1 pseudogene is annotated in these 410 nt (G+C 28.8%); it reads left to right on the top strand.

The annotated features are described in order from the left end of the window. Nucleotides 1-197 (top strand): annotated as a pseudogene (locus C1G53_RS06445) (hypothetical protein); the annotation flags it as partial. Nucleotides 198-410: the final 213 nt, after the last annotated feature.

The raw sequence follows: 410 nt of genomic DNA, 5'->3' as shown, positions 1-410 counted from the left end.
TACTTAATATCAATCTCCTTTCAGAGAGAGGCAATAATGTGAAGTACCTCTATTCTGAGAAAGTAACAATTGATACAGACAAACAGATTATCAGTGATAGCAATGGTACTGAACTGGAATATTCAGTATCTGGAGATTCTGTTACAATACCTGATTTAGCAGGAGATAGTGGTGAAACAGTAACATTAAAAAGATAATCTCACAATAATAAAAAAGGTCTTGATAGGTCTCAAGACCTTTTTTATGAACACTTATTCAATTTAGGTAACTTCTTGTAAAGATTGGATTTAAAATACCTCTAATACCGAAATAATGATATAATATTTATTATCAAATTAGTGAGTAAAAGTTATGTATATTTTTGAAACAACTGAACAGAATAATTCCAAAGCAAATGATTTTGAAACAAA

The sequence above is a fragment of the Streptococcus suis genome (genome assembly GCF_002960445.1).
GTDB classification, from domain to species: Bacteria; Bacillota; Bacilli; order Lactobacillales; family Streptococcaceae; genus Streptococcus; species Streptococcus hyiners.
Note: the sequence above shows the minus strand (reverse complement) of the source record. Positions and strands in the feature narration are given on the sequence as shown.